This window comes from Saccharothrix sp. ST-888 (genome assembly GCF_000955975.1).
GTDB lineage: Bacteria > Actinomycetota > Actinomycetes > Streptomycetales > Streptomycetaceae > Kitasatospora.
Genome location: NZ_JYJF01000045.1, coordinates 21,858 through 43,747, shown reverse-complemented (window position 1 = coordinate 43,747; position 21,890 = coordinate 21,858). Strand labels below are relative to the sequence as shown.

The 21,890-nt window shown below is 69.8% G+C and carries 21 protein-coding genes and 1 pseudogene; 10 read left to right on the top strand and 12 right to left on the bottom strand.

Annotation, left to right across the window (positions count from 1 at the left end; all coding sequences use genetic code 11):
* Window positions 1–30: 30 nt before the first annotated feature.
* Together UK12_RS41325 and UK12_RS16445 are read right to left on the bottom strand one after the other, a co-directional pair.
* Window positions 31–426 (bottom strand): annotated as a pseudogene (locus UK12_RS41325) (MFS transporter); the annotation flags it as partial.
* Window positions 427–591: 165 nt separating this feature from the next.
* Entirely contained in the window at window positions 592–1,434 is an 843-nt protein-coding gene (locus UK12_RS16445; RefSeq protein ID WP_045303727.1) for an NAD(P)H-binding protein, read from the bottom strand.
* Between the two features lie 105 nt (window positions 1,435–1,539).
* Between UK12_RS16445 and UK12_RS16440 the strand changes: the two genes are divergently transcribed.
* Both UK12_RS16440 and UK12_RS16435 read left to right on the top strand, forming a co-directional pair.
* Entirely contained in the window at window positions 1,540–2,064 is a 525-nt protein-coding gene (locus tag UK12_RS16440; protein ID WP_045303726.1) for a MarR family winged helix-turn-helix transcriptional regulator, read from the top strand.
* 685 nt (window positions 2,065–2,749) lie between these two features.
* A complete protein-coding gene (locus tag UK12_RS16435; RefSeq protein ID WP_231591243.1) occupies window positions 2,750–4,834 on the top strand; it encodes a SpoIIE family protein phosphatase in 2,085 nt (694 codons plus the stop codon).
* Window positions 4,835–5,130: 296 nt separating this feature from the next.
* On the opposite strand, the gene UK12_RS16430 is transcribed toward UK12_RS16435, so the two are convergent.
* Window positions 5,131–5,613 carry an inorganic diphosphatase gene (locus UK12_RS16430; protein ID WP_045303724.1) on the bottom strand — a complete coding sequence of 161 codons (483 nt, stop codon included), beginning with the start codon at window positions 5,611–5,613 and terminating at the stop codon, window positions 5,131–5,133.
* Between the two features lie 431 nt (window positions 5,614–6,044).
* Between UK12_RS16430 and UK12_RS16425 the strand changes: the two genes are divergently transcribed.
* From UK12_RS16425 to UK12_RS16415, 3 genes are all read left to right on the top strand, one after another.
* Window positions 6,045–8,411 carry a sodium-translocating pyrophosphatase gene (locus tag UK12_RS16425; protein WP_231591242.1) on the top strand — a complete coding sequence of 789 codons (2,367 nt, stop codon included), beginning with the start codon at window positions 6,045–6,047 and terminating at the stop codon, window positions 8,409–8,411.
* 338 nt (window positions 8,412–8,749) lie between these two features.
* The gene (locus tag UK12_RS16420; RefSeq protein ID WP_045303723.1) at window positions 8,750–9,034 is read left to right on the top strand and encodes a hypothetical protein; all 285 of its coding nucleotides are present in this window, start codon (window positions 8,750–8,752) and stop codon (window positions 9,032–9,034) included.
* On the top strand, window positions 9,016–9,429 hold the full coding sequence (locus UK12_RS16415) for a PIN domain-containing protein (RefSeq protein WP_045303722.1): 414 nt from the start codon (window positions 9,016–9,018) through the stop codon (window positions 9,427–9,429). The genes UK12_RS16420 and UK12_RS16415 overlap by 19 nt, the downstream gene beginning before the upstream one ends.
* Here the strand turns inward: UK12_RS16415 and UK12_RS16410 are convergent.
* Both UK12_RS16410 and UK12_RS16405 read right to left on the bottom strand, forming a co-directional pair.
* Complete coding sequence (locus UK12_RS16410; protein WP_045303721.1) at window positions 9,415–9,978, bottom strand: hypothetical protein; 564 nt, start codon at window positions 9,976–9,978, stop codon at window positions 9,415–9,417. The genes UK12_RS16415 and UK12_RS16410 overlap by 15 nt on opposite strands.
* On the bottom strand, window positions 9,975–10,601 hold the full coding sequence (locus UK12_RS16405; protein ID WP_052681927.1) for a hypothetical protein: 627 nt from the start codon (window positions 10,599–10,601) through the stop codon (window positions 9,975–9,977). Before UK12_RS16405 ends, UK12_RS16410 begins: the two co-directional genes overlap by 4 nt.
* A gap of 166 nt (window positions 10,602–10,767) precedes the next feature.
* Here UK12_RS16405 and UK12_RS16400 point away from each other — a divergent pair, with 166 nt between their 5' ends.
* Window positions 10,768–11,964, top strand: a complete 1,197-nt coding sequence (locus tag UK12_RS16400; protein ID WP_082119672.1) for a sensor histidine kinase — start codon at window positions 10,768–10,770, stop codon at window positions 11,962–11,964.
* A 1-nt stretch (window position 11,965) separates the two neighbouring features.
* Window positions 11,966–12,619: a response regulator gene (locus tag UK12_RS16395; protein ID WP_082119671.1), complete on the top strand. Its 654-nt coding sequence runs from the start codon at window positions 11,966–11,968 to the stop codon at window positions 12,617–12,619.
* 540 nt (window positions 12,620–13,159) lie between these two features.
* Here UK12_RS16395 and UK12_RS16390 read toward each other — a convergent pair.
* Entirely contained in the window at window positions 13,160–13,477 is a 318-nt protein-coding gene (locus UK12_RS16390; RefSeq protein ID WP_045303719.1) for a hypothetical protein, read from the bottom strand.
* A gap of 87 nt (window positions 13,478–13,564) precedes the next feature.
* Window positions 13,565–14,197 (bottom strand): TetR/AcrR family transcriptional regulator, encoded by a 633-nt coding sequence (locus UK12_RS16385; protein WP_045303718.1) that lies wholly within the window; start codon window positions 14,195–14,197, stop codon window positions 13,565–13,567.
* Between the two features lie 104 nt (window positions 14,198–14,301).
* On the opposite strand from UK12_RS16385, the gene UK12_RS16380 reads away from it, so the two are divergent.
* Entirely contained in the window at window positions 14,302–14,955 is a 654-nt protein-coding gene (locus UK12_RS16380) for a CatB-related O-acetyltransferase (protein WP_045303717.1), read from the top strand.
* Between the two features lie 8 nt (window positions 14,956–14,963).
* Entirely contained in the window at window positions 14,964–15,806 is an 843-nt protein-coding gene (locus UK12_RS16375; protein WP_197084912.1) for an alpha/beta fold hydrolase, read from the top strand.
* A 503-nt stretch (window positions 15,807–16,309) separates the two neighbouring features.
* On the opposite strand, the gene UK12_RS36640 is transcribed toward UK12_RS16375, so the two are convergent.
* The 3 genes from UK12_RS36640 to UK12_RS16360 form a co-directional block, all read right to left on the bottom strand.
* Window positions 16,310–16,855 carry a hypothetical protein gene (locus tag UK12_RS36640; protein ID WP_052681925.1) on the bottom strand — a complete coding sequence of 182 codons (546 nt, stop codon included), beginning with the start codon at window positions 16,853–16,855 and terminating at the stop codon, window positions 16,310–16,312.
* Window positions 16,852–17,946, bottom strand: coding sequence for a helix-turn-helix domain-containing protein (locus UK12_RS16365; RefSeq protein WP_045303716.1), 1,095 nt, complete (start codon window positions 17,944–17,946; stop codon window positions 16,852–16,854). The genes UK12_RS36640 and UK12_RS16365 overlap by 4 nt, the downstream gene beginning before the upstream one ends.
* 194 nt (window positions 17,947–18,140) lie before the next feature.
* Entirely contained in the window at window positions 18,141–19,139 is a 999-nt protein-coding gene (locus UK12_RS16360) for a helix-turn-helix domain-containing protein (RefSeq protein WP_045303715.1), read from the bottom strand.
* 139 nt (window positions 19,140–19,278) lie between these two features.
* Between UK12_RS16360 and UK12_RS39760 the strand changes: the two genes are divergently transcribed.
* Window positions 19,279–19,425 carry a hypothetical protein gene (locus UK12_RS39760; RefSeq protein WP_156178764.1) on the top strand — a complete coding sequence of 49 codons (147 nt, stop codon included), beginning with the start codon at window positions 19,279–19,281 and terminating at the stop codon, window positions 19,423–19,425.
* Window positions 19,426–19,813: 388 nt separating this feature from the next.
* On the opposite strand, the gene UK12_RS16355 is transcribed toward UK12_RS39760, so the two are convergent.
* Together UK12_RS16355 and UK12_RS16350 are read right to left on the bottom strand one after the other, a co-directional pair.
* On the bottom strand, window positions 19,814–20,500 hold the full coding sequence (locus UK12_RS16355; protein ID WP_045303714.1) for a response regulator transcription factor: 687 nt from the start codon (window positions 20,498–20,500) through the stop codon (window positions 19,814–19,816).
* Window positions 20,497–21,738 carry a sensor histidine kinase gene (locus UK12_RS16350; RefSeq protein ID WP_045303737.1) on the bottom strand — a complete coding sequence of 414 codons (1,242 nt, stop codon included), beginning with the start codon at window positions 21,736–21,738 and terminating at the stop codon, window positions 20,497–20,499. The genes UK12_RS16355 and UK12_RS16350 overlap by 4 nt, the downstream gene beginning before the upstream one ends.
* Between the last annotated feature and the right edge of the window lie 152 nt (window positions 21,739–21,890).

The following is a 21,890-nucleotide window of genomic DNA, read 5'->3' as shown; positions in this document are numbered from 1 at the left end:
ATACCAGGACGGGCTGCACCGCACCCCGACTCAGGCCTCGCTCGGCCTCGCCCCGATCGCCGACAGGCCGAGACAGGGGGCGAAGACGCCGAACGCCTTGCCGAGCTCGTGCGGGGGGAAGACCTCGCCGAGGATGCCGAACCCCTGCGGGATCACGAGGGCACCGAAGGCTCCCTGGAGCAGGCGGAACCCGATGACGGAGGCGGGGCCGAAGGCCAGGCCGCAGGCGACGGACGCAAGCGTGAAGCCGGTGAGGCCGATCAGGAACAGGCGGCGCCGTCCGAACTTGTCGCCGAGCCTGCCACCGACCACCAGCAGGACGCCCATGGCCAGGGCGTAACCGGCGCCCAGCCACTGGACGAGGGCGTCGCCGCCGTTCAGGTCGGTGGCGATGGCCGGGGCGGCGATGTTGGTGATCGTCGCGTCGAGGAGGTCGAGGAGGTCGAAGACTGCGGCGAGGAGGACGACGGCGAGGACGGCCCATCGGCGGCGGTCGGTCGTGGTCTGCTGGGTGGCGGGGCCCGGGTCAAGGCCGTGGACATGGAATCCCTGGGTGGCGGGGCGGGCCTCTGTGGTGTGGGCCCGTGCGGATCAGTGCTGGGTGAAGGCGGAGGCGTTTTCGGCGGCCCACTGGCGGTAGGTGCGGGCGGGGCGGCCGAGGAGGGTCTGGGTGGTGTCGGCGATGGCCGCCGGACCGTGGTCGGCGGCCTCCCACAGGTCGAGCAGCGAGGAGACCATCGGCGCGGGCATGTAGTTGCCCATCTGCTGCTCGGCCTCGGCACGGGTGATCTGCTCGACCGGGATGTCACGGCCGAGGGTGTCGGCGAGGAGGGCGAGCTGCTCGCGGAAGGTGAGCGACTCGGGGCCGGTCAGGGTGACCGAGCGGCCGGTGAGGGAGGTGCCGGTCAGGGCTTCGACGGCGATGTCGGCGATGTCCTCGGGGTGGATCGGCGCGATGTGCGCGTCCGGGTAGGCCAGCTGGATCGGCATCGACCGGCCGATGAAGTAGGCCCAGCCGAGGGAGTTGCTGGCGAAGGCGTCCGGGCGCAGGAACGTGCAGGTGAGGCCGGAGTCGGTGAGGGCTCGCTCGACCTGGAGGCTGTGGCTCGCGAGCGGGTCGTGCTCGGCGTCGGGGCCGAGGACGGAGGACGAGGAGAGCAGGACGACGTGCTCGACGCCCGCGGCCTCGGCGGCCTTGACCAGCTCGTGGATGCCGGCGGGCTGGGGGTAGAGGAAGACCTGGCGGACGCCGCGCAGAGCGGCGTCGAAGGTCTCGGGCCGGTCGAGGGCGAGCTCGGCGACCTCGACGCCTGCGGGGGCGGTCAGTTCGGCGGGGTTGGCGCTGGCGGCGCGGACGGTGAGGCCGGCGGAGTGCAGGCGGCCGATGACGGCCTGGCCGACCTTGCCGCGGGCGCCGGTGATGAGGATGGTCATGGAATGCTCCGTTCGCTGTTCGACGACATATGCATGCTGTCATGCATCTAATTGGGGGTCAACACATTCCTTCGCAGTGTCATCCATGTCTGTACGATGGCGGGCATGACGAAGCGCGAGCCGAAGACGGCGGACGAGCTGCTGGACGCCGTGGGCCCGGCCTTCGGGAGGCTGCGGCGCTCCTCGCTCCTGGAGGTTGAGGACCCGATCTCCCAGAAGGACCTGAGCCGCACGCTGGTGCTCAGGATCGTCCTGGAGGCTGAGCAGGACGCGCCGGAGAACGAGCCAGCCGGGCAGTCCGGTACCGGCGAGATCACTGTCGGCGCGGTCGCCCAGCACCTGGGCGTGGACCCGTCGGTGGCCAGCCGCATGGTCTCCGACTGCATCTCGGCCGGCTATCTGATCCGTGCCGCCTCCCAGCAGGACGGCCGCCGCACCGTCCTCCACCTCAGCCCCGACGGCCGCGAGCTGATGGCCCGCTTCAGCCGCCACCAGCGCTCGGCCTTCGAGTACATCACCGCCGACTGGACCGAGCGCGAGCGCCTGGAGTTCGCCCGCCTCATGCTCAAGTACGTCGACTCCCAAGACTCCCTCCGCCACCGGCTCCCGGGTAAGGACGCTCCGCGCTGAGCCGCCCCGACGGGTTGTCCCGGACGGTGAAATCGCGGACATGACGAAGGTCCCGGCCGCGTGTTGCAGCGACCCCTGGAAACCGCCCTTGGGTGGTCGGGGCCCTCGCGAAGGCGGAGGACACGAGATTCGAACTCGCGAGGGTTTCATCCCAACACGCTTTCCAATTCTGCACGGGGGTCCGGAACTGTCCTGACCTGCGGCGGAGAGGTCGGTGGAGGGGCCTGTGGACGTCGCTGAACGTTGATGAATGAGCCCAAAACTGAGACCGAAACCGAGGCCGGGACGGGGTCAGGCCACGTGTGGTCCGAAGGCGACGGTGGAGGTGTCGCCGTCCAGGCCGATGTTCAGTGATGCGTCCAGTGCCTTGGCGAGGCGGGTCGGCAGGGGCAGTGTGGGGACGGTTGCGCCAACGGGCCGGCCGGCTGGACTCGCGGAGCCGACGGGAGCTTCTCGCCGTCGGAGCCGCAGGGATCCCCATCTTCAGGGCGGGTCGAATCCGGGGCCTGGAATCCGCGTAGCGGTGTGTCATCGTGGGGGTAGGGCGCGACGGCGCGGTCGGCTGATGCAGGAGAGGGCAGCTGTCATGTCCCTACAGCCTGATCACCTTGGCCCTGCCACGACACATCTCAGGTCCCCGCAGTGGCGGAGCAGGGAGTACGCGGACCTGTTCGGGCAGGCTCCGGTGATTTTCGCTGCGCTGAGCGGCCCGAGGCATGTGCTGGAGGCAGCGAATTCGGCGTTCTTCGAGGCCTGTGGAGGCGACCGCAGGCGCACCGGCGTGCCGATCGGAGAACTGATTCCGGAACTGGCTTCGCAGGGCGTCCTCGACCGGCTCGATGCGGTGTACCACACCGGCACCGCGTACCGGGCCCAAGGCAGGCGGCTCGTGCTCGGTGAGCCGGGGGCGGAGCGGGAGGGGTTCTTCGACTTCACCTACGAGCCCCGCCGAGACCTGGTCGGCCAGGTCGACGGAGTGGTGGTGATCGCGGTGGAGACCACCGCGTACCACCATGCCCAGCTCCTGGCCGCCGAGCAGCGCATCCTGCTGGAGCAGATCGCGCGCGACGCCCCGCTGGACGAGATCCTGAGCGGCATGGCCAGGGCCATCGAGGACCTGTCCCCGGAAATGATCGTCTCGGTGCTGCTTGTCGATGCCGACGGCCGACACCTGCGGCACGGCACCGGCCCGACCCTGCCCGCCTTCTACAACGAGGCGGTCGACGGGATCGCCATCGGCGACGGCGTCGGCTCGTGCGGCACGGCCGCCTTCCTGCGCGCGCCAGTGATCGTCACCGACATCGCCACCGATCCCCGGTGGGAGGGCTATCGCGACCTGGCAAAGCGGGCTGAGGTCGCGGCATGCTGGTCCACCCCGATCGAAGGACTGGACGGTCGGCTGCTGGGCACCTTCGCGATATACCACCGCACTCCCAAGGCCCCCGAGGACAAGGACGTGGCGCTCAGCGCCGCGTTCACCCGCATTGCCGCCCTGGCCATCGAACGCCACCGCGCGGTGGAGGCAGGCCATGCCGCCCAGCAGCGTGAGAAAGCGGCCCGTGAGGACTTGGCTTTCGTGTTGGACGCCAGCACCGCCATCACGCGCGAGCTGCACTATTTCGACTGCCTGCAGTGCCTGGCCCGGCTGACCGTGCCGACCTTGGCGCCACTGTGTGCCGTCCACGTGGTCGAGGGTGGCCAGACCCGGCGGATCGCCGTGGCCGCCTCCACCCGGGTCGAGGAAGGCCTCCTCGCCTCCCCCGAACTGAGCGACGAGGTCGACAACGCGGTTGCTCGTGTACTGGCCTCCGGCACCACCGAGACTGACCACTTCGGCGCCCGTACGGGCGGTCTCTTCGCGCAGCTCGGCGTCACCGGTTACGTGTGCGCGCCGCTGGCCACTCGCGGCGGCACCTTCGGCGTACTGACCCTGCTGGCTACTGACCAGCCGATGGACAGCCACATCGTCGCCCTAGCCGAGGAGCTCGCCCGCCGGGCCGCATCCAGCGCTGACAACGCCCACCAGTTCACCGACCGAGTCCAACTGGCCCGCGACCTGCAGGCAGGCCTGCTGCCTCCCGAGCTGCCCAGGATTCCCGGCACCACTCTGGCGGCCTCGTACCATCCCGCCGGCGAAGGACTCGACGTTGGTGGAGACTTCTACGATGTCTTCCCGCTGTCCGACGACTGCTGGGCGCTGATGATAGGTGACGTGTGCGGGCGCGGTGCTCTGGCCGCCACCACCACCGGCATGGTCCGCCACACCGCACGCGCCGCCGCCCGTCTCCTGAACGACCCGGCGGCGGTGGTCGCCGCCATCAACGACGCTCTGGCGGATAGCACCGCCGACGAGGACCGCTTCGTTTCACTCGTCTACGCCGAACTGCGGCAGACCGTATCCCACCTCGCACTGAACCTGATTCGTGCCGGCCACGTACCCCCACTCGTACGCCGCGCCGACGGTACGGTCGAAGAACTCGCCCAACCAGGCATGCTCCTGGGTATCGGCCCCGACCCCGACGGGTCTGCTTGCAGCATCGACCTGTATCCGGGCGACGCTCTGATCCTGGTCACCGACGGCATCACCGAGGCACGCTCAGCGGACGGCGAGTTCTTCGGTGAGGACCGCTTGGCTGAGGCCCTCGTCACGCTTGGGACCACGTCCCCCACCGCCACCGCCCTCATTGAGACCGTCACCGCCGCAGTCGCCGCCTTCGCAGCTGATTCCACCATCGACGACCAGGCCGTGCTGGTTCTCACCGCCACTTGACAGTGGCCGGCGCCGCAGAGGCCGTGAAAGAAGCGCTGTGAGCGGTCCGGGCCTTCGTCTTGCCTGCTCAGGCACTGCGGAGGATACGAGATTCGAACTCGTGAGGGTTGCCCCCCAACGCGCTTTCCAACTGTTCGTCCGGCTGTTCAGGGACGGGTGCGGGCGTCCCGACCTGCGATTGGGCGCTCTTGCTGCCCGAGCGCGATCGCCGCTCGGGGCCGGCCGTGCACAAGCCCGCCGGGTTGCTGAACTGAGGACCCAGAGAGCTTCCCCGTGACACCGGCGGAGATCACCCGCTACGCGGCGGCGGCTCGGGAACGGGAGGCTTCGATCTCGGCGTAGGCGCCGGCCTTGTTCTCCCAGTGGGAGCCTTCGACGGATTTTCCGGGTTCGAGGTCCTTGTAGACCTCGAAGAAGTGGGTGATCTCCTGCAGGTCGAACGGAGGCATGTCGTCGATGTCCTGCAGCCGTGCGAAGCGCGGGTCGTGAGCGGGCACGCAGAGCACTTTCTCGTCCGGCCCTTTCTCGTCGGACATGACGAACATGCCGATGGCGCGACATGTGATGCCGCATCCCGGAAAGGTGGGCTCGCCGACGAGGACGAGGGCGTCGAGAGGGTCTCCATCCCCACCGAGGGTGTCTTCGATGAACCCGTAGTCCGCTGGGTAGCGGGTGGCCGTGAACAGCATCCGGTCCAGGCGGATCCGCCCGGCTGCATGGTCCATCTCGTACTTGTTGCGCGAGCCTTGGGGGATCTCGACGATCACCTCGAAGTCCATGTCGGCCTCCTTCCGCGATCCCGGGCGTCCGGTGCCGCGACGACTCCAGGTCTTCATTCTCCGGCGGATCAGCCGAGGCCGCATCGCGGGCCACCCGGTTGCACTCTCTGGCTCTGCAGACCTTCAACGCCCCGGGTTAGCCTCGGTCTGAACAGGGCTTCGTCCGCTTTGTCCCCGGGCGGCGCGTTCGACAGAGCCACTCCGCAGGAGTCGACGCAGAGGGATTCTCCGGCAGCGATCCGGTCGAAGTAAGCCAGGCTATTCGCAGATCGCGCGACTCGCCCGCGCAGCCGAGCGGTTCAGTGCGCCCGGCGCACCAGCACGACGTCGAGGAGGACGGAATGGCTGGGTTCGTTCTCGCCGGCGCATCCGCTGTGCAGTACACCGCCGCGCTTGTCCCTGGGCGGAGCCGGCTCGGTGCTCCAGCCGCAGTGGCACCTGTGCTGACCGGGTCGGGCCGAACCCTGGTGGTGGTGGTCGCGCTGATCGCGGCCGGTGCACTGGTGGTGGCCTGGGTGTTTGTGAGGCAGGTGCTGGCCGCGGACGAGGGCACGCCGGCGATGCGGCGGATCGCCGCAGCGATCCAGGAGGGCGCGAACGCGTATCTGGCGCGCCAGTTCCGCACCCTGGGGGTGTTCGCCGGGGTGGTGCCTTTCGTGCTGCTGCTGCTCCCGGCGGACAACTGGGGGCAGCGGGTGGGGCGTTCGGTGTTCTTCCTGGTCGGGGCGGCGTTCTCGGCGACGACCGGGTACGTGGGGATGCAGTTGGCCGTACGCAGCAATGTGCGGGTAGCGGCAGCGGCGCGGGCGGCAACACCGCCGGTTCCTGCGGCAGGCGACCGGGAGGGGCCGACGGCGGCACCGCTGGTGCGTACGGTCTCGCATCGCGCGATGCGGATCGGCTTCCGCACCGGCGGGGTGGTGGGCATGTTCACCGTGGGGCTGGGATTGCTGGGGGCGGCCGCGGTGGTGCTGATTTACCAGACGAACGCGCCGAAGGTGCTGGAGGGGTTCGGTTTCGGTGCGGCGTTGCTGGCGATGTTCATGCGGGTGGGCGGAGGGATCTTCACCAAGGCCGCAGACGTCGGCGCGGACCTGGTGGGCAAGGTGGAGCAGGGAATCCCGGAGGACGATCCGCGCAACGCGGCGACGATCGCCGACAACGTGGGCGACAACGTGGGGGACTGCGCGGGGATGGCGGCCGACCTGTTCGAGTCCTACGCGGTGACCCTGGTCGCCGCGCTGATCCTGGGCAGGGCCGCCTTCGGTGACCTCGGACTGGCCTTCCCGCTGGTAGTACCCGGGATCGGGGTGCTCACCGCAGTGCTGGGCATCGTGGCGGTCTCCCCACGGCCCGGGGACCGCAGCGGTATGACCGCCATCAACCGTGGGTTCTTCGCCTCCGCGCTGGTCTCGCTCGCCCTGGTGGCCGGCGCGGTTTTCGCGTTCCTACCGGCCCACTTCTCCGGTCTGCACGGGGTACCGGCCGAGATCACCCGGCACGCGGGCAGCCCACGAATTTTCGCCCTGGCCGCAGTGGCCATCGGGATCGTGCTCGCCTCCGCCATCCAGCAACTGACGGGCTACTTCACCGAAACCACCCGCCGGCCGGTGCGGGACGTGGCTAAGACCTCACTCACCGGGCCGGCCACCGTGGTGCTCTCCGGTATCGCGCTCGGCCTGGAAGCGGCCGTGTACTCCGCCGTGGCCATCGGCGCCGCGGTCTACGGCGCCTACCTCCTCGGCGGCGGCTCCCTGATCCTGTCCCTGTTCGCGGTCGCGCTGGCCGGCACCGGGCTGCTGACCACCGTGGGCGTGATTGTGGCCATGGACACGTTCGGCCCCGTCTCCGACAACGCCCAGGGCATCGCCGAGATGTCCGGCGACGTCACCGGCGCCGGCGCGCAGGTGCTTACCGAGCTGGACGCGGTCGGCAACACCACCAAGGCGATCACCAAGGGCATCGCCATTGCCACGGCAGTGCTTGCCGCCACCGCGCTGTTCGGCTCCTACACCGACGCCATCAACACCACCGAGGCGCAGATCGGCCCGGCCGCCCACGGCTCGAGCCTGAGCCTGGCCATCGACCAGCCCAACGACCTGGTCGGCCTGCTGCTCGGCGCTGCCGTCGTCTTCCTCTTCTCCGGCCTGGCCATCAACGCCGTCTCACGCTCCGCCGGTGCAGTGGTCTATGAGGTCCGTCGACAGTTCCGCACCCGCCCCGGCATCATGGACGGCACCGAGCGGCCCGAGTACGGCCGGGTGGTGGACATCTGCACCCGCGATGCACTGCGCGAACTGGCCACCCCGGGTCTGCTCGCCGTGCTGGCCCCGATCGCCGTGGGCTTCCTCCTCGGCGTCGGCTCGCTTGGCTCCTACCTGGCCGGCGCCATCGGCACCGGCACCCTGATGGCCGTCTTCCTGGCCACCTCCGGTGGCGCCTGGGACAACGCCAAGAAACTGGTCGAGGACGGCCACCACGGAGGCAAGGGCAGCCCCGCCCACGCCGCCACCGTCATCGGTGACACCGTAGGGGATCCCTTCAAGGACACCGCAGGACCCGCCATCAACCCGCTGCTGAAGGTGATGAACCTGGTCTCCCTTCTGGTCGCCCCAGCCATCGTCAAACTCGGCTTCGGCTCGCACGCCAACCTCGGCCTCCGGCTGACTATCGCCCTGGTGGCCCTGGCCGTCGTCATCACCGCAGTGTGGATCTCCAAACGCCGCAGCATCACCGTCGGCCCCGACGAAACACCCACCGACACCCGAGCGCCGGAGGAGCCCGCCCCCGTCCCGTAGTCCGCATCCTGAGTGCGGGGAGCAAGCCTGCGGACTACTGAGACCAGGAAACGGCGAAGACCCCGGCCGCATCGCGATCGGGGTCTTCGTTTCGGCTGGTCAGCCGTGGCGGAGGATACGAGATTCGAACTCGTGAGGGGTTGCCCCCAACACGCTTTCCAACTGTTCGTCCAGTCGTTCGGGGGTGCTCGCAGGCGTCCCGACCTGTGGCGGGGCGGCTCGCTCACTGGGCTTCGGACGGCACTGGACGGGGGTGAATGCAACCAAGACTGCAACCGGGACAAGTGCGTATCGAGAACCAGAGGCCCGCATTCCTACTTCTTTGATAATCTGGACCCATGGCTGAGATGCCCTACAGCATCGGTGAGGGCCCGGCCACCAGGGTCAGCCTCTCCCTGCCTGAAGGTACGGCCGAGGCAATCCGCCAGCGAGTAGGCAAGCGCGAGTTCTCGGCCTTCATCGCCGCGGCGGTCGAGCGGGAGCTGCGTGGTCAGATCCTCGACGAGTACCTGGCTGACTATGAGCGTCGGAAGGGACCGGTCTCGTCGGCAGAGCAGGATCGGGCCCGCCAGGTCTTCGACGAGGTGTTCGCCGAGGAGGGCGGATGGCCCGTCGCAAGCTGAGCCACGAGGGCACCCTGGTGCTCGACTCAGAGGGTCTGTCCAAGCTGCTCAATGACCACGAGCCAGCCGTCGCGCTGGTCGCGGAGGCGCGCAAGCGGGGTATGGAGGTGGTGATCAGCGCTTTGACCATCATCGAAACCGCGCAAAGCCGGACCGACCAGGTCCGCCTCCGGTGGCTTCTGTCCGGGCTGCGGATCGTGCAGGTGGGGGACGAGGAGGCCCGTGCGGCTTCCGCGATGCTGATCGCCGCTGGGCTTCACGGTCACAAGTACGCGCTCGATGCGGCGGTGGCCGAGATGGCGCTGCGACAGCAGCGGCCGGTCGTTCTGCTGACGTCGGACATCGACGACATGACCAAGCTCTGCGGCGATCGCGTGCGGCTAGTGGCTGTCTGACCTCGCCGTGCGAAGGCCCCGATGCGTTTCCCGGCGGCGCCGCCGGTAGTAGGCGACCGTGACGATGGCGAGCAGGGGGCCCCAGAGCAGCAGGGGGGCGTAGCAGGCGGTCATCACCCGGGCGGCGGTGCCGGTGGGGGCGGTGGGGCTGCCCATGGTGGTCGGGCTGTTCCAGTGGAAGGCACCCGCCACGGCCAGGACGGTGACCGTCGCGGCGCCCAGGGCTGCCGGGATGACAGCGGCGAGGATGGGGACCCGTCGGCCGCCGAGCAGCGGGACCCAGCGCGGCACCACCTCGCCCCAGGGCTGGGCCAGTCCGAGGGTGAGCAGCCCCAGCCCCTCGGCGAAGAGGCTGAGCGCGATCATGTAGACGGAGAGCCCGAGCGGGACGTCGCCCTCGTGGAGCAGGTCCCCCGGGCCGAAGCCGGACGGGACGCCGAGGGCCACGGCGGTCCGCCACAGGCCGCTGGGCAGCAGCGTGAGGGTCGTGGCGACGGCCACCCGGCGGATGGCGGGCGAGGCGGGTGGGCCGGGCTGCGCGGCGCTCATCGGGCCTGCGGGGCGGCAGGGACCGCCGGGAGGGGCGCGAGGTCGGCCGAGTGGACGTGGAAGCCGCCCTCGCGAACGGTGGTGAACGGTGCGGGGGCCATGCAGGTGCCGACGTCGCCCTTGGCGGGGTCGGAGCTGCCGTGCTGGTCGTTGACCACCGCCCAGGAGAACCCCAGGCGGTCCGGACCGTCGCCGTGGCCGTCCAGCACGCTCAGGCCCACCCGCTTGCCGACCCACCCCGCGACCTGCGGATCGGCCCGGGTGATCACCGCCGTCAGGGAGGCGGTCGGGCCGCCGGTCACCAGGCAGTCCACCGCTCCCTCGGCCGTGACGGTGATGCCGAGGGCCTTGACGTGGTGCGAGATCTTGATCGTCCCGTTCGCATCGGTGGGCATGCCCCCGAAAGGCGAGTCGGGCACCGGCCGGGTCCAGGGCGCGGAGTGCGCGTCGATGGTGAAGTGGATGTCGTCGTCCGGCGAGTAGGCGAAGAAGATCCGCGCCGTGCCGGTCACGCTCGCGAGCCCGGGCTTGGCCTTCGCCTGCGCCTGGCCGGTCAGGCCGGCTCCGCAGAGGCCGGTCAGGGCGAGCGTGGCGGCGAGGGCTGTGGCGATCCTGCGGGCCATGGTGAACTCCTTTACCCGGCGGCCCCGGTGGCTGCCGTTCTGCTGCTCTCAGCCTGGTCTGCGGGCACCGGCCGGGCCCATCTGCTGTTCGGTAGAAACGTCGGCGGTCCGCCTCTGCCGTTCGGCGGAGCAGGGCAGTCCACGGCTCTTTCGTAGACTCCCCGCCATGGGGGTACTGACTAGTCGTCAAGGATCGATCGTGGCGGCCGCGCTGGGTGCGACCGTGGTCGGGCTGGCCGCTGTCGGACGGGCCGGTGGGCCGTTCGCCGTGGTCTCGGCGGCCGGCGCGGTCGGCGTGCTGCTGTGGGGGCTGCTGCGCTTGCCGCACTCGCGACGGCTGATCGGGCCGCCGACGGCGGTGGCCGGCGCGGTGTCGCTGGTGGCCACCGCGCTCTCCCCACGGCACCTGACCCCGCAGGCCGGCGGGGCCTGGAAGCTGCTGGAGATCGGCATCCTGCTCGTGCTGCTGGCCGCCGCCGTCCGCTGGGCGCCGCGCCGCCAGGCGGTGGCCGCCGTGGCGACGGCGGGCGCCGCAGGCGCGCTGTGGACGCTGCCGTACCTGGACGGTGGCCTGGTGATGCGGGTCGGCGCCTTCCTGTCCTGGCTCTTTATCGTCGCGATAGCGGCCGGCCTCGGGGGCTACCCGCGCTGGACGGCACAGCGCCAGCGCGAGGCGGTCGCGGCCGCGCGGCGCGAGCAGCAGTTGGCGCTCGCCCGCGACCTGCACGACTTCGTGGCCCATGACATCAGCGGCATCGTGGTGCAGGCACAGGCCGCCCGCTTCGTCGCCGCCGCGAACCCCGCGCAGGCGCTGGCCGCGCTGGAGCGGATCGAGGCGGCCGGGCTGCACGCGCTGGCCGCGATGGACCGCACGGTGCAGATGCTGCACGAGCCGGAGGAACAGCCTGCCCCGAACGGGCCGTTGGGGGCGGGCCGGTCCGCACCGCGTGCCCCGCTGGCCGGGGTCGCGCAGCTCGCCGAGCTGGTCGAGCGGTTCACCGCCGCCGGGGCCACCGTGGCCCGGCTGAGCCTCGACCCGGGCGTGGCCGAGGCGCTGCCCCGGGAGACCGGGGCGACGGCTTACCGGGTGGTGGTGGAGGCGCTGACCAACGTCCGGCGGCACGCGCCTGCAGCGGAGCAGGTGGAGGTCGAGCTGCGGGGGGTGAGTGGGGCGGCAGTGCGGGTGCGGGTCGTCAACGGCGCCGGTCCCGGGCCGGGCCTCGGCCATCGTGAGCGCGGCCGAGGCGGTCGCGGGCTGCGCGAACTGGGCGAGATGGTGCGGGCGAGCGGCGGGGTGTTCAGCGCCGGGCCCTGCGAGCAGGGGTGGCAGGTCGTCGCCGAGCTGAGAGGGCATCATGACTGAAATGACGACCCGCATCCTGCTTGCCGACGACCAGGACGACATCCGCAGCGGCTTCCGGCTGATCCTCGACTCGCAGCCGGACATGACGGTGGTCGGCGAGGCCGCCGACGGCGTCGAGGCCGTCGAGCAGACCCGGCTGCTGCGCCCGGACGTGCTGCTGGCAGACATCCGGATGCCGAGGATGGACGGGCTGGAGGTCACCCGGCTGCTGGCGGGCGGGTCGACCCGGGTGATCGTGGTGACCACTTTCGACGACGACGCGTACGTGCAGGCGGCCCTTCAGGGCGGCGCCTGCGGGTTCCTGCTGAAGCGCTCCGGGCCGAACCTGCTGATCGAGGCGGTCCGGGCGGCGATGGTCGGGGACACCCTGATCAGCCCTCAGATCACCGTCCGGCTGCTGCGAGGCCTGGGCCAGGGCCTCGCCGTCCCCGCGCCCCGGGCCGCCGCTCCCGACCCGCTGACCGAGCGCGAGTGGGAGATCGTCGAACTGGTCGCCCAGGGGCGGACCAACGCGGAGATCGGCGCCGAGCTGTTCATCTCGGCGGGGACGGCCAAGACACACGTCGCCAACGTCCAGGCCAAGCTGGGCGTGCGCAACCGGGTCGCGATCGCCGCCTGGGCTTGGCAGACCGGGAGGATCACCCCGGAGCCGTAGTTCTCATCTGTCCGCTCCAGGCGGACTGTGCCCGGTTCGGGCCACTCACGTGAGTGATTGCGAATCCGGGTTCGGGCTGCAGTGTCCATCACCCGCTGTCTGAGGATGGCGTCGAGTACGGCCATTGCCCGACAGCGGTCGCGGACGGTTGCCAGCTCGGGAGGCGGGGGAGCAGCCCGACCCGTCGACCTTGAACGCGATGGCACCGACAGCCGGTCGACTGGGCCGCGCCAACCGGTGCGATGGGCAACTGCAACCACGGAACGACGAAGGACCCGGCCGCAGTGCGGTCGGGTCCTTCGTCTGCCCTGGCGGGCGGGTGCGGAGGATACGAGATTCGAACTCGTGAGGGGTTGCCCCCAACACGCTTTCCAATTCTGCACGGGGCTGTTCGGCGAGGTCCGCACACGCCTTGACCTGCGGCGGAGCGATTTTCCACAGCGCCGGTTGAACGGTCCTGAACCCTGATGAATGAGACCAAAACTGAGACCGGGATGTGCTCAGGCAGCGTGCGGCGTGCCATATCGGGGCCGGTGGCGGTCAGGTTGAGCACTGCGCCGGTGGCGCCTTCGGGTGGGATGGATCGTTCACCGGTGGGATGTGATTGAGGTCGCTGTCGAGCTCGCCAGGCGCGCTGGGGTCGGCCGAGGCGATGGCCGGCGGACCCGGGGCCGGGGACGCGCCCCAGCCGGTCGGCTCGGGATCGGCCGAACTGTCGTGCCGGCCCTGGCCGGTGGCGCCACCGAACTCGGCCGGGCCAGGGTAGGCCGTGTCGGCCCAGTTGTAGCCGGCCCCGCCGGACGCCGGGTGGACGGTGTTGTAGTCCGCCCTGGTGCCGCTGACCGAGCCGGCCGGCACCGCCAGGTCCGTGTTTCCGTCACCGGACGCGACCGGCTTGCTCTGGCTGGAGCAAGTCGAGGCGGGGGAGAGTCCTGATGAAGAAGATCAGGGTGTTGTCGCGTCGAACAGGCCGGCGCGGGCGGCGAGCAGGGCGGCGGCGGCCGCGCGGTGGGCGGCTCGTTCGTCGAGGGGTTCGCCGGTGATGAAGAGGCGGTGGTAAAGCGGGGCGGTGGCGGCCCGGACCAGTTCCACCGGGTCGACGTGGGCGGGCAGTTGGCCGTGTGCCACGGCGCGGGTCACGACTTCGGCGGCTTGCCGGTGGCGGGCGGTGAAGAAGGCACTGAGTGCCGACGCGCCGAGGTCGGAGCGGAGGGCCGCGCCGATCAGGGCAGTGGGGGTGGTGCGCAGGTCGGGGTCGGTGAAGGTGTCGTACACCTCGCGGGCCAGCAGTTGGATGTCCTCGTCCACGCTCCCGGTGTCGGGGATCGGCCAGGGTTGGTCGGCGGAGAGCGCGAGTGCGTCGGCGATCAGGCCGTCGACGCCGCCCCAGCGCCGGTACACGGTGGCTTTGTGGACGCCGGCGCGGTGGCAGATCGCGTCGACCGTGAGCTGGTCGTACCCCTTCTCGGTCAGCTCGCTGAGGGTCGCGGCGACCACGTCGGTGCGGACCCGGGCACTTCGCCCGCCGGGCCTGGTGCCGGCCTTCGCGGCCTGCGCGGGCCCCGGATTCCCAGTCAAAGTCAACTCCAGTCGCTTTAAGGCTTGCATGTGAGCAGATGTGCCGCCAGGATACTAATGCGAGCCAGGTCGCGTTAGTTGTTTCTGTAACGGAGGACTCCATCATGACCGCGTCGATCCCGAGCCCCGAGGCGCTGCATCCGCTGCCCGGACATGACCGGGTGGTCCTGCTCCGCCCGCTGGTCGCCGACCCACGGATCGAGGTCGGCGAGTACACCTACTACGACGACCCCGACGGCGCGACGGAGTTCGAACGCCGCAACGTGCTTTACGGCTACGGGCCCGAGCGGCTGGTGATCGGCAAGTACTGCGCGATCGCTGCCGGAACCCGCTTCCTGATGGCGGGCGCCGCGCACCCCGCCATGGGCGTGTCCACCTTCCCGTTCACCATGTTCGGCGGCAGCTGGACGGAACGGACCCTCGACCTGGTCACCGGAATGCCCAGCCGGGGCGACACCGTGATCGGCAACGACGTCTGGATCGGTTACCAGGCGCTGATCATGCCGGGCGTGCGGATCGGCGACGGCGCGATCGTCGCAGCCGGTGCCGTGGTGACCGCCGACGTCGAGCCGTACACCGTGGTCGGCGGCAACCCCGCCCGCCCGATCCGCCGCCGCTACGAGGACGCCGACATCGAGCGGCTGCTCCGGGCGGCGTGGTGGGACTGGCCGGTGGAACTGGTCACTGAGCACCTGCGCACCATCATGGCGGGCACGCCCGCCGAGATCGAGTGGATCGCGAAGGAGGTCACTGCATGACGGTAGAGATGCAGATCGACGGCATCGCCGTCCTCGACCACGGCGGGGTGGGGCCCGATGTACTGCTGCTGCATGGCGCCAACCGCACCGCGCTCGACTGGGAGCCGGTCCGGCTCCACCTGACCGGTCTGCGGCTGGTCGCCATGGACCTGCGCGGACACGGGCGTTCGGCATCGGTGTGCTCGTACGAATGGGAAGACCACCTGGCCGACGTGGACGCCGTGATCCGCACGCTGGGGCTGCGTAGGCCCTGGCTGGTCGGGCACTCACTGGGTGGCATGATCGCCGTGCGGTACGCGGCGTCGAGGGGTTGTGCCGGCGTCGTGGACCTGGACGGCTTCGGTGGCGGGGTGCCCACGCTGTACCCCGGGCTGACACCCCAGGAAGTGCGAGAGCGTCGAGCCGAGCAGATCGCTCTCTATGCCGGCGCCCCTGCTGCTACGGACCCCGGGCAGGCCGAGGCGCGGGGGCGGGCGATGGCCGAGCGCTTCGGATGGGACGCGGAGAGCGAGGCGGCGCGTGCGCGGCGCTCCCAAGGGCGTCCTCTGCCGGGTGAACTGCCGGCGCTGATGAACCCGTTGGAGGGCTACGACCTGTTCGCCGAGGTTCGCGGACTGCGCGTACCTGCGTTACTGGTCGCAGGCGCGCGTAGGCCGGACCTCGGCCACCTCCCACAGCGCGTCAGGGAGTTGACCGGGGCGCTGGTGCGCGGCATCGAGCGGGAGCTCAAGGCGTTGCCGGATTGCGTCGGCGTGGTCCGGATGGAATCGGCCGGGCACATGGTCCACCTCGACGAGCCGGCCCGGGTCGGCGAGTTGATCCGGGAGTTTGTGAAGCGGTCCGGGAACTGACCGCGGTCCCGGACGGGGCAGCTCCTGCGGAATCGGAAACGGGTGCCTGCTCTGCCGCCACTCACCGTCGCCATGACACATACCCGTCCGCTTGACCACGCGACGTGTCGGCAGGCGCCGGAAGCCGCAGCCGGAAGCCCGGATCGGACAGTTCGCCGGGGCTGCGCCGTGACGGACCGGCCAGTCGATCCGGCCGACGGCGGAAAGCGCAACCACGGCATGACGAAGGCCCCGACCGCAAGAGCGGTCGGGGCCTTACGTTTGCCCTGGCGGGCAAGGGCGGAGGATACGAGATTCGAACTCGTGAGGGGTTGCACCCAACACGCTTTCCAAATGTTCGTCCAACTGTCCAGAGGTGTCCGTATGGGTCCTGATCTGCGCCGATGCATTTCGCAGGCCGGGCTCCGAACGGTGCTGGACGGGGGTGAATGCAACCAGAACTGCAACCAGCGGTCCTGCACGCCTGCGAGAGCAGGAGCGTATTGCGATGCGCCGGTGCGCGATCAGAGCAACCTCATCCGCTGTGCCCAGGCGAGGAACCCGCCTGGCCCGAACGGGTAGCGGGCACCGGTCTCGGCCAATGCATCAGCGAAGGCGTTCGCGGCGTACTCGGTAACCCGGCCTTCCTTCAAGGCCTCGGCAAGGACACGAAGTGATCCCTGGACTGGTAGGCCGTGGGTCTGGGCAGCACGGCGAGCATCGGCGTCATCGATCACCGCAGTGCCACCATGCACCTCGGCCCAGGCGAGCACCGTTGCCTCTCCCTGGTTGGAGCGTTCTCCTGAGACCACCGCCATCCAACGAACCAGCGCACCCAGTTCGTCGAGGCCGTCGACATGGACAAGCTCCAGCCAGCCGAGACCGGAGATGTCCAGGTTGGCGTGGGTGAGTTCGTGAATGACGGTCGCCGTCGTGATATTGCGACGCGGGACGCCCTGCCACTCTCGGGCGAGGTCCGCCAGGAGGTCGATGCGGTCGGCCTTGATCGCATGGAACAGGGGTGAGGTGTCCCAGACCAGAGTGGGGGTGCTCTGCATGGCGGCAGTCACGGCGCGGGCTCCTCCAGCGCGCGCAGCGGCAACTCGTCGATCCCGATGGCGCCGTGCAGCAACTCCACGGCTCGAGAGCCGGTCACGGCGCCCTTGTCCCAGGCATCGAGGACGGCCTTGCGCCACTGTGGCCCCGTGGTGCCGACAGTCAGGTCCTCGGCGGGCTCTCCCCCGTACACAGCCAGGAGATCGCCACGGGTAGGGGTGCTGGCACGCAGTTGGCGGGCCTCAGTTCCCGAGACAAGCCCAAGTCTGACGGCCTTTCGTACGACGACCCCCCAGGAGATCCGGTATCGCGCCGCAATCTCAATAAAGAAACTGCGCGGCACCGTTTCCTGCGCCCGCTGCGTCCATGCCTGTCGAAGGTCCGTGTCTGGCATCAGCAACTCATCAGCGAAGTGGTCGATGAGGTCTTCACGCTCATCTCGGCCGGCTGCCACTGAGAGGTCTGAGTGGTACTCGTCCTGGAGTAGATGATGGCCAAGTTCGTGGGCCCCGGTCCAGCGCCGCCGTCCGGGGGCGGCCCGGCCGCCCACCACAGCCACTCCGAATCCGTCGAGCAGCAGAGAGGCTCCCTCACCTTCGGCGTCGACGCTGAGGAGGTAGAGCCCGAACTGCTCTGCGACGCGGGCGAGACCACCCAGCGGTCCGCTGATCTTTCCAATCGTGCTACGTGCTCTTTGGGCGAGTGCGGTCGGATCGACTGGTCCTTCCTGCCGCACCGGACTCCGTGGGGGAACGAGGAATCCTTGCTCGATCAGCCACTGAGCATCCCGCGCATGTGCCTCGAGAAGGGCGTCGAATCGGAATCGGGTGCGAGTGGCGTCGTCTGAGTCCTCGTCCAGGCCATGTCGGCGAGAGACCAAGGGGGTGGGTGGGCGCATGATGAAGTGCGCCGCAGGAACGCCCAGTGCTTCTGCAAGCCGGAACAACTCCATGGCGGAGATCTTGCGCTCGCCGGACTCGATGCGCACGAGCGCCGTTCGGTCCAGGCCGAGCCGCATCGCCAGCTCGCCCTGGCTCACTCCGGCGGCCTGCCGTGCTTCCGCAACCCGCTCGCCGATCTCGTCCCAGCTCTCGGCCGTCTCCATGTGTGTGATTTTTGCACATCTGGCACGCGGTCGCCTGTGAACGTCGAGATGTCCACCAGATGATCAAGAAGTGTGGGGAAATGTGTATATATGTTCGATATGAGTGCAGCCGAAAATGCAGCCATGGCGTGCCGAAGAGCCGGACTGCATTGTGTGTCCGGCTCTTCGGTTTGGATTCGCCCTTGAACGAAGCCCTACACGAGCGGCTGCTCCGGCTCGCTCGGCATCTCGGTCGATCCCGTGACAACCATCAGCAGCACCTCCTGGGCCCACTCCACCCAGCGAAGCTCGGCATCTATTCGCTTCGTGATGGTGGTTGGCCTGAACGTCTCGCGCTCTGGGGCGTCGATGTCGCCGGCTCGCACCCAGCACAGCGTGATCATCCCGTCCATCAGGGATTCGAGCCAGCCCCTCTGAGGCTCCGGGGTTGCCGCGACCCCCCGACGGAAGACCGCAAAGAACCGGCCCGTGAACTGGGCCACCGTCGATTGCGCCGCATTCACGGCTGCGATCTCGGCTGGCCCGTCTCCCCAACGCCCCGCGTCGGCCATCGCCTCGTACGTGACTCTGAGTTCCTCGAGCTGAGCGTGGAAGTCGAGCGCGGCCTTCTGTGCCATAGCCTGTCTGTTGTACTCCCCAAGGGCTTGCTCCAGCTGTTGCATCGGGCCCGCGGATCGGACGTCGCGGACCTGCTCCTCGAGTTCGGAGATGCGCCGCCGGTCTGCGCGGCGCTGTTCACGAAGCGCGTGCAGTTCCGCGTCGACCTGCGCCCGACCGTTCCGCTCCGCTTCCAAGACCTGGCGAAGCTCCCGAACCTGCTCTCGCGCTTCGTCGAGCTCGGGTGACAACACGGGCTCCGGCGAAGACCCGTGCTCCCGGGCCGCGTAGATCAGCAAGCGAGTTCTCGCCACATCCTCCGGCCGAGCCTCCGTGCCCTCGCACTCCGCGAGGACCTGGTGCAGCAAGGAGGCCAGCTCCAGGCGTGGAACTTCGCGACCGTTCAGGAACTTGGACAGCCTCGTTCGGTCTACGCGCAGTCCGCCGTCGCTCAGCCTGTCCGCGAGCCTCTCGGACGAGAGACCGGTCCGGCTTCGGAGATCCCGCAGATGATCGGCCAACTTGCGCTGGGAAGGCGTTAGTTGTCGACCGAGTGGAGCCAGCCCACGCTGTGTCTCTACCTGCTGGCGCTCCATTCCGCCCCCACGATCCCCGGTTGCCGTTTCCATGCAAGGTGCGGTGCCCCCACGCAAGGTGATGTTGCGAACTGGCGCAACCGGCGTCCGACTTGCTGTGATCGGACCATACCGAAACAGGGATCACACGGAGACTTACATGCCCCGTTTGCGCACCGCACGCCCGTTCATCGACATCCGAATCGGCGACCTGAGGCTGACCGCTCAACGCCGCCCGTTCCGTTCGATCGTCGCCCTCTGCTCGCTCACCGGGGCCCTCGCCGGATTCCTCGCACTGCACCGGTAGCGGATCGGCTGGGATGGCATAGGCGAAAGGCAAGTGGCGCGACTGCCAGTGCCGCAGCAGATCCGTTCCGGCGATCCAGCCGTGCCGGGGCTCACAAGACCGACTGAGGCCACCGAAGGACGAAGGCCCCGATCGCTGGGCGGTCGGGGCCTTCGGTAAAGCTGGCGGAGGATACGAGATTCGAACTCGTGAGGGGTTGCCCCCAACACGCTTTCCAACTGTTCGTCCGGGCGTTCGGCGGCGGTCGTGAGCGTCCTGACCTGCGGCGGAGCGGCTCGCTGGATGGGCTCCGAACGGTGCTGGACGGGGGTGAATGCAACCAAGACTGCAACCAGGACGTAGCTGGGATCGCGTTGTGGCCGTCTCGGTCGGGTGCCGTTCGCAATGGTCAGCCGGTGAAGCCCGGGACCACCAGGCCGGACTCGTACGCGATCACCACGGCATGGGTCCGGTTCTGCGCGCCGAGCTTGGTCAGCACGTTTCCGACGTGAGTCTTGACCGTCTCCAGGCTCACCGTGAGGGACTCCGCGATCTCCGGATTGGAGAGCCCGGTGGCCATCAGGCGGAGCACCTCCTCCTCCCGGCCAGTCAGGGCGGCCTGCGGCAGGGCCTCGGCGGAGCCCAGCGGGCGGGCGGCGACCATGCGGCCCAGGGCGGCCGGGAAGAGGACCGCTTCGCCCGCAGCCACCACCCGGACCGCCTCGGCGATCTGGCGGACCGGGAGGCGCTTGAGGACGAAGCCGCTGGCGCCCGCGCTGAGGGCGGCGGTGACGTAGCCGTCGTTCTCGAAGGTGGTGATCACCACGACCTTCGGCGGGTCGGCCGCTTCGGCCAGCAGTTGGCGGGTGGCCTCGATCCCGTTGCGACGCGGCATCCGGACGTCCATCAGGACCACGTCCGGCCGCAGGCCCTGCGCCAGTTCGACCGCCTCGACGCCGTCGGCGGCCTCGCCGACCACCGTGATCCCGGGCTGGGCCGCGAGCAGCGTGCGCAGACCGCTACGGGTGACCTCGTCGTCGTCCGCGATCAGCAGCGTGATGGGGGTGCCGACGGACGTCGGGTCGGAGCCGGTCACGCCGAGACCCGTACCGGCAGCCGGACGGCCAGCCGCCAGTGCTGCGTCCCGTCCGGGCCGGCCTGGAACTCACCGTGCAGCAGCCGTACGCGCTCGGCCAGTCCGGGCAGACCGTGGCCGGAGGTCGGGAAGGCACCCGGGCCCGGGCCCGTCCGTTCCCCGGTCCGGTTGACCACCGTGAGATCCAGCCCGTCCGGCCCGGCCGCCACCCGGACTTCGATCGGGCCGCCCGCCCCGTGGCGCAGCGCGTTCGTCAGCCCCTCCTGGAGGATTCGGTACGCCGCCCGGGAAAGCGTCCCCTGCACCTGCGTCAGTTCGCCCGACAGGGTTGGTTCCACCACCGCCCCCGCGTGCCGCAGACGGTCCAGCAGCTCGGGGAGGTCGGCCAGGGTCCGGGTCGGCGCTGTTCCTGACTGTTCCTCGCGCAGCACTCCGAGCACGTAGTCCAGGTCCTCCAGCGCGGCCCGGGTCGACTCCTCGATGCTGCGCAGGGCGGCCCGCGCCGCCGCCGGGTCGGCGGAGAGCACCTCGCCCGCCACCGCCGCCTGGATGGTGGCCGCCGTCAGCGTGTGCCCGATCGAGTCGTGCAACTCGTGAGCGATCCGGTTGCGTTCGGCCAGCAGCAGCTCCCGCTCGGCCGCCAGTGCGAGCCGCTCGGCCGCCGACGGGCCCAACAGCCGTGGCGCCGACCACCGCAGGGCCTTCGTCACCAGTACGCAGACGGCCACCGCCAGCAGGATGCACACGGCCGCCACCACCCAGCTCCACCCGCCCGACACCCGGACCGACGTGCCGAACAGGCTCGCCCGCGCCTCGCCGCCGAGCCAGTTCCCCGGCAGGGAGAGGCCCATGATGAACAGCACCCCGCTGGCCAGCGCCCCCGTCCACCCGACGGCCACGTGCAGCACCAGCCAGATCGGGGTCCGCCAGCGGTCGAGGCCGAGTGAACCAGAGGTCCGGCGACCGGCCATCGGATTCGGCAGCGGCACCTGCAGCAGCTGGCGGGCGGACACGACCAGCGCCCGCCGTACAGGGCGCGCCAGTCCGACCACGCCGACCAGCACGGCCCAGACCAGCAGGACCAGGACGATCTGCACGCCTTCCGGAGCGGATCGCCACGACAGCGCTGGCAACAGGGCGAGAGGCAGCAGCGGAAGGCTCGCCAGCGCGCCGCAATAGGCGAACAGCACACCCGAATACGTGGAGCCGCGCAGCAGCGGCCGGATTCCCCTGATCATGGTCGCCAGTATCGCCGGGCAGCCCACCGGCAGCCTCCCCCGATCGGGGGAGCGATTTCTCCCGCCTTCCCGCGATGCGGTTGAAGGGCCCTGGAAACCAGGATCGTGCCCAGACCAAACGATCCCCAGGAGTTGACTGATGCGTACTCAGA

What these genes read in the sequence shown, in the direction of transcription:
- UK12_RS16365 (WP_045303716.1), bottom strand. Translation starts at nt 17,946, where the DNA reads ATGGAGACGGCCGAGAGCTGGGACGAGATCGGCGAGCGGGTTGCGGAA.
- UK12_RS16375 (WP_197084912.1), top strand. Translation starts at nt 14,964, where the DNA reads ATGCAGATCGACGGCATCGCCGTCCTCGACCACGGCGGGGTGGGGCCC.
- UK12_RS16445 (WP_045303727.1), bottom strand. Translation starts at nt 1,434, where the DNA reads ATGACCATCCTCATCACCGGCGCCCGCGGCAAGGTCGGCCAGGCCGTC.
- UK12_RS16395 (WP_082119671.1), top strand. Translation starts at nt 11,966, where the DNA reads ATGACGACCCGCATCCTGCTTGCCGACGACCAGGACGACATCCGCAGC.
- UK12_RS16440 (WP_045303726.1), top strand. Translation starts at nt 1,540, where the DNA reads ATGACGAAGCGCGAGCCGAAGACGGCGGACGAGCTGCTGGACGCCGTG.
- UK12_RS16410 (WP_045303721.1), bottom strand. Translation starts at nt 9,978, where the DNA reads ATGAGCGCCGCGCAGCCCGGCCCACCCGCCTCGCCCGCCATCCGCCGG.
- UK12_RS39760 (WP_156178764.1), top strand. Translation starts at nt 19,279, where the DNA reads ATGCCCCGTTTGCGCACCGCACGCCCGTTCATCGACATCCGAATCGGC.
- UK12_RS16405 (WP_052681927.1), bottom strand. Translation starts at nt 10,601, where the DNA reads ATGGCCCGCAGGATCGCCACAGCCCTCGCCGCCACGCTCGCCCTGACC.
- UK12_RS16430 (WP_045303724.1), bottom strand. Translation starts at nt 5,613, where the DNA reads ATGGACTTCGAGGTGATCGTCGAGATCCCCCAAGGCTCGCGCAACAAG.
- UK12_RS16400 (WP_082119672.1), top strand. Translation starts at nt 10,768, where the DNA reads ATGGGGGTACTGACTAGTCGTCAAGGATCGATCGTGGCGGCCGCGCTG.
- UK12_RS16420 (WP_045303723.1), top strand. Translation starts at nt 8,750, where the DNA reads ATGGCTGAGATGCCCTACAGCATCGGTGAGGGCCCGGCCACCAGGGTC.
- UK12_RS16360 (WP_045303715.1), bottom strand. Translation starts at nt 19,139, where the DNA reads ATGGAGCGCCAGCAGGTAGAGACACAGCGTGGGCTGGCTCCACTCGGT.
- UK12_RS16350 (WP_045303737.1), bottom strand. Translation starts at nt 21,738, where the DNA reads ATGATCAGGGGAATCCGGCCGCTGCTGCGCGGCTCCACGTATTCGGGT.
- UK12_RS16380 (WP_045303717.1), top strand. Translation starts at nt 14,302, where the DNA reads ATGACCGCGTCGATCCCGAGCCCCGAGGCGCTGCATCCGCTGCCCGGA.
- UK12_RS16415 (WP_045303722.1), top strand. Translation starts at nt 9,016, where the DNA reads ATGGCCCGTCGCAAGCTGAGCCACGAGGGCACCCTGGTGCTCGACTCA.